The following is a 5,519-nucleotide window of genomic DNA, read 5'->3' on the forward strand; positions in this document are numbered from 1 at the left end:
GCCGGTCTCCCACCGCCCCACCCACCGCGAAGGCGCTGCCCGCCGTCCCGGACAGCCGGAAGCGGGGCCCCAGCGCCCAGGTGCCGTTCAAGGTCAGGTCAGCCCTCGGGTAGACGAGCCCCGTCAGCCGGTCCACGAAGGGCGTCACCCGCGCGGAGAGCCGGCCGTTGAAGTCCGCCAGCCGCGACGGCACCCGGTGGGACACCGCCAGCGTCAGGTCCGGCAACAACTCCAGGCGTTGCGCCGGCTCCACCGCCGGTGTGTCCCCGACCTGAAGGGTCGTCAGCCGTCGCCCACCTGAGGGGGTGGCCTCCGGCGTTTCGGGATCCTCCGCGGTGGCGTCCGCCGTCGCACGCACGGAGTACGCCACGCCCACGCCCACCCCCGCCTCCAGCGACGTGCGCCGGTCCAGCCGGTGCGTCCAGGCGCCGGTGAACGTCGTCACCGTGGCGCGTGCGCCGGTGGAGAAGCGCGAATCCGAGTAGCCCACCGTGGTGGCCAGGGCGTGCCGGGGCGCGGGGGCATACCCCAGGGACAGCTGCGCGCGCGGGCCGTACTGGAAGGGCACCGCCTCCTTCGCCGTGGCGTCCAGGCCGCCGCTGGCGGAGAAGCCCGCGCTGCCCGACAGCCGCCAGCCCGGGCCCAGCCACACCGTCTCCGCCGCCAGCGTCGTCAGCGAGGACAGGAAGAACACCGTGTCCACGCCCTCTGGCAGCGGCTGGATGGGGACGTCCGTGGCCGGCGTGTCGCCGGGCACCGTCGGGTCGTCACCAAGCCCGCCGCCCAGGGGCAGGTTGGTGAAGAGGTTCACCTGGCCCAGCACGAACTCCTGGGTGCCGTGCAGGGTGAGGCCGCGGCCGGGGCGCCAGTCCCCCAGGAGGCGCCCCACGTGCTGCACTTCCGTGCGCGGGTGGGTGGTGGCCTCGCGGAAGGAGATGCGCGGCGCGTACTCCACCTGCGCCACCGCGCTGCCGTCGTCGTACTTCAGGCCCACCGTGGGGACGATGTCCATGTCCGCCGCCAGGGGAGAAGTGGCCTCGCCCGTGGCCTGGGCGTCCATGGAGCGCGCGCGGGTGTCCACGCGGGCCGCGGCGCCGTACGTCACGGAGGCGGAGGCCACCTCCAGCCACAGGCTCGCGAGGGCCGCGTCCAGCACGGCTATTCCACCACCACCACGTCGCCGGGGCGCAGGCGGAAGCCCGCCGCGCGGCCCTCGCCGCGGATGATGTCCTCGTAGCGCACGCGGATGCGCGTGGGCTGCTCCGCCTGCGGGTCATCCCGGCGCAGCACGAAGATGCGGTCGCGGTGGGCGTAGTCGGTGAAGCTGCCCGCGGCGCCCAGCGCCTGGAGCAGCGTCGCGCCCGGGTCCAGCACGTGCGCGCCCACGTTGGCCACTTCCCCCAGCATCGTCACGGACATGGGGCGCGCTTCCTCCAGCGACACCGTGACGACGGGGTGGTTGATGAAGTCCTTGAGCCGCGTCTGGATCTGCTGGGCCAGGAGGGCGGGGGAGTGGCCCGCGGCCTCCACGTCGTCCAGGAAGGTGAGGCTGATGTGGCCGTCCTCGCGCACCTTGGCGCGCGTGGTGAGCGCCTCCTGGCCGAACACCTTCACGTTGAGCACGTCGCCGGGGACGATGCGGTAGGCCTCGTCCGACGCGACCGGCTTCTCCTGGTAGTCGTTCACCCAGGTGTACTTGCCCAGGCCGCTGCACGCGGGGGCCAGCAGCAGCAGCCCAGCGCACGCGAGCGCGCGGGAGACAGGACCGCGGAATCGGGACGGACGGGACGTCATGGGGCTCCTCACGCGGTGGGGGCGGCCGGCACGGCCACCTCGGCGGAAGCTCCATGACTACCGCGCTGGCGCGCCATGCGCACGACCTGGAGCAGCTCCGCGGGGCGCACGGCGCCGGTGCCCAGCACGCCCACCACGTAGGTGGTGGCCGTCAGCCCCAGCCGGGGCCACGGCGCCAGTCCGGCGCCCATCAGCACGCGGTCCAGGGCCACGCACACGCCACACACCACGGCCGTCTTCGCCACCATGACCAGCGAACGCCGGTCGAAGGAGTTCGTTCCCATGCGGCCGAGGAAGAGCACCGTGACGATGACCTCCGTCAGGAACATGGACAGCGCCGTGGCGGTGGCGCCGCCGGACGGGCCAATGCGCCCGTACAGCCACGGGATGAGCACCAGGTTGAAGATGGGGTTCACCACCGCGCCCATGGTGGCCGCCAGCGTCACCCACCACTCCTTGTTGGACATGGTGAGCCAGATGCTGCTGACCATGGTGACGTAGGCCATCACGAAGATGGGGGACAGCACGCGCAGGGGCAGCGCCGCGGGCTCGAAGCCGGGGCCGCACATGAGGCGCACCCACAGGTCCGCGCCCAGCACCATGGCCATCATCACCGGCACGGTGAACGCGAGCACGCCCTCCAGCGAGCGGCGCGTCAGGTGCGACAGCTCCTGCGGAGACCGGGCCGCCGCGCGCGACATCATGGGCATCAGCACCCAGCCGAAGATGGGGGAGATGAGGAACGTGAGCCCCGCGATGCTGAACGCACCGCCGTACCAGCCCACCTCCTCCTTCGACGCGAGCTTGCCCAACAGCGACATGTCCGTGCGCCCGTTGCACGCCAGCGCCGCCGCGGTGAGGAAGAACGGCAGGCACGCCTTCATCACCTTCTTCGTCGCGGTGAGGTCGATGCGGAACTTGAGGTTCAGGTGCTCCTTCGCCAGCTTCCAGCTGATGATGAGCTTCACCGCCTCCGACAGCACCATGGGCACGGCCAGCCACTGCAGGCCCACGCCGAACGCGGCCATCAGCGCCAGGCCCCCGCCCCACACAATCTTGGTGATGACGTTGGACACCGACAGGCCCGCCACCTTGCCCTTGGAGTGCAGCAGCGCGGCCATGGAGGCGTTGACCACGATGAGCGACTGGGCCACCGCGAACCACTGCACCAGGTGCTGCACCTCCGGGGGCTCGCCCGTGTGGTGGAGCACCAGCGCCAGCGCCACCATGAGGATGAGCGTCATCGCCAGGCGCAGCAGCATGGTGGTGCCGAAGAAGTCGCTCGCGTGATCCGGGCGGACCGGCACCTCTTTGCGGATGTACGTCTCCAGGCCCAGGTTCGTGGCCACGAAGAACGTGGCGGCGAACGCCTCCGACCAGTTGAAGTAGCCGAACGCCTCCGGCCCCAGGTAGCGCGGCATCAGCGCGCGGATGCCCAGCGCGATGGCGTACGTCACCATCAGCGAGCCACCGAGCTGCAGGGTGCTGCGGACCGCGCCGCGAACTTCGTTCGCACGGGCGCCGTCGTCGGCTTCAGCGGAGGGGGAGATAGGACTGTTCACGGTCATGGATGACGCGGGCCTTCTGGGGCTGCTGCGCACTCAAGGGGAGGAAGGCCCGCCCCATGGAAAGACAAACGGGCCCGGCGCGTCAACGCCGGGCCCGGAAATGACACCCTGGTTGCTAGCTTGCCCCGCGACCGGTGATGACCACCGGCACCGTCTGCAGGAGCAGCCGCAGGTCGCCGGTGAGGCTCCAGTGGTCGATGTACTGCATGTCCAGGTACATCCACTGCTCGAAGGAGATCTGGTTGCGGCCGGACACCTGCCAGATGCAGGTGAGGCCCGGACGCACCGACAGGCGGCGGCGCTGCCACGTCTCGTACTTCGCCACCTCGCTGGGCACCGGCGGGCGCGGACCCACGATGCTCATCTCACCGCGGAGCACGTTGAGGAACTGGGGCAGCTCGTCGATGGAGAACTTGCGGATGAAACGACCGATGCCGGTGATGCGCGGGTCGTTCTTCATCTTGAAGACGGGGCCGGTCTGCTCGTTCTGCGCGGCCAGCCGCTCCTTGAGCTCCTCCGCGTTCACCACCATGGAGCGGAACTTCAGCATGTAGAACGGCTTGCCGTGCTGTCCGGTGCGCAGCTGCTTGAAGAAGATGGGGCCGCGCGAGGTGAGCTTGATGCCCGCCGCCACCACCGCGAACAGCGGCAGCAGCGCCCACAGCGCCACCGCGGACACCGCGATGTCGAACAGGCGCTTCATGGCCATCTGGTGCGGCTTGGGCGCCACCGCGGCGAAGTGCAGGTAGCCGTCCGCCACCGCGCGGGACTCCACCGGGCGGGCGCGGTCCAGGCGGAACGAGTGCGCCGGCAGCGCGAACGGCACGCCGAAGCGCTCCGCCAGCTTGATGGCCGCCTGCATGGACTCGCCCTGCTTGAGCGTGTTGCCCGCGATGTAGACCTCGCTGACGGGCAGGGTGCGCAGGAGGCGCTCCAGCTCGTCCGCGGGCCCCAGCACGTTCGCCGGCAGGCTGTCGCCGGAGGCGTGGTCCGCCGGGAAGCGCACGTAGCCCAGGATCTTGTGACGGCCGCGCTTGAGCAGGTCCTCGCCCGTGTAGCGGCCCATGGCGCCGGTGCCCACGATGAGCACCTCCTCCGTGGGGGCCTCCTGCGAGGCCACCTGGCGGAAGACGCCCAGGCGCAGCAGCAGCGCCACCGGCCAGAAGATGAAGAGCAGCGGGGCCAGGCCCACGTGCGCCGCCGCCGGCATCGCCAGCTCCAGCACCGCCTGGATGGTCACGACCGCCAGCGTGGTGACGGACACCAGCGCCACGTGGTCCAGCTTGCTGCGCTCGGCGAAGCGCGAGTCGTACAGGCACAGCGCCGTGCCCGTGATGAGCCACACCAGCACCGCCGTCACCACCATGCTGGGCAGCTCCCAGCTCATGGGGAACGTCAGCCCGCCGCGCATCCACGCCGAGCCCAGCAGCACCCCCACCAGCAGCGCCACATCCACGGTGAGGTTCAGCTTCGCCGCGAAGCCAGGTGCCAGGCGCGGCGGATCCGTGACCTCGGGCAGAGCCGTCACCCCCGTCGCCCCGGAAGCCTTGACCTCGGCGCTTGCAGTCGCACTGCTCATCGTGTCCACCCCCCTCTGCTCACGTTCGGGTCTCGCAGAGGATACCGTCTAGACTAGAAAAGTTTAACCAGGAGGAAATGCTAGACTGCCAAATTGTGCGTCGCGGCGCAACCACTGCTCAGCAAGAAATACATGACATCAGGTGAAAACTTGGACACCCGCTCCTGACGTCTGATGCAACCCTCTTCCGGAGACATTGAAGACCAATGGGTGCATTGGATCTCCCCCCGGCTCGGCCGCGACCCCGGACCGTGGGCTGACTGCATGTACGATGCCGGTCTGACGTTTGGATGCCTGCTCCCCTAACGGGATGCGTCATGGCGGAAGTCATGAGGGATTCCCGAGGTTTGGGGGTAGGGCTCCAGCCGTTCTGTCGCGGTGTAGACGTTGCAGCGGCCGTTCCTTGAGAACGCGGCCAGCGTCACGCCAGCACGCAGGGCCAGGTCGATGGCCAGGGAACTGGCGGCGGACACGCTGACGACGACGGGGATGCGGGCGCGGGCGGCCTTCTGGACGATCTCGAAGCTGGCGCGGCCGCTGACGGCGAGGACCGTGGGGGCGGCGGGGAAGGGCGGGGT

5 protein-coding genes are annotated in these 5,519 nt (G+C 70.1%); all 5 read right to left on the reverse strand.

The window, feature by feature from the left end; all coding sequences use genetic code 11:
• A partial coding sequence (gene epsX / locus D7X32_RS42885; RefSeq protein WP_120608261.1) for an exopolysaccharide export protein EpsX occupies positions 1 to 1,156 on the reverse strand: 1,156 nt, incomplete at its 3' end.
• 2 nt (positions 1,157 to 1,158) lie between these two features.
• Positions 1,159 to 1,794 (reverse strand): exopolysaccharide export protein EpsY, encoded by a 636-nt coding sequence (epsY, locus tag D7X32_RS42890; protein ID WP_120608262.1) that lies wholly within the window; start codon positions 1,792 to 1,794, stop codon positions 1,159 to 1,161.
• Positions 1,795 to 1,802: 8 nt separating this feature from the next.
• Positions 1,803 to 3,362: an exopolysaccharide biosynthesis flippase gene (gene wzx, locus D7X32_RS42895; RefSeq protein WP_244239497.1), complete on the reverse strand. Its 1,560-nt coding sequence runs from the start codon at positions 3,360 to 3,362 to the stop codon at positions 1,803 to 1,805.
• 115 nt (positions 3,363 to 3,477) lie between these two features.
• On the reverse strand, positions 3,478 to 4,950 hold the full coding sequence (gene epsZ / locus D7X32_RS42900) for an exopolysaccharide biosynthesis polyisoprenyl-phosphate hexose-1-phosphate transferase EpsZ (protein WP_120608263.1): 1,473 nt from the start codon (positions 4,948 to 4,950) through the stop codon (positions 3,478 to 3,480).
• 293 nt (positions 4,951 to 5,243) lie between these two features.
• Positions 5,244 to 5,519 (reverse strand): formate dehydrogenase accessory sulfurtransferase FdhD (locus D7X32_RS42905; protein WP_208752737.1); only part of this gene is annotated, 276 nt, incomplete at its 5' end.

This window comes from Corallococcus carmarthensis (genome assembly GCF_003611695.1).
Lineage (GTDB): Bacteria > Myxococcota > Myxococcia > Myxococcales > Myxococcaceae > Corallococcus > Corallococcus carmarthensis.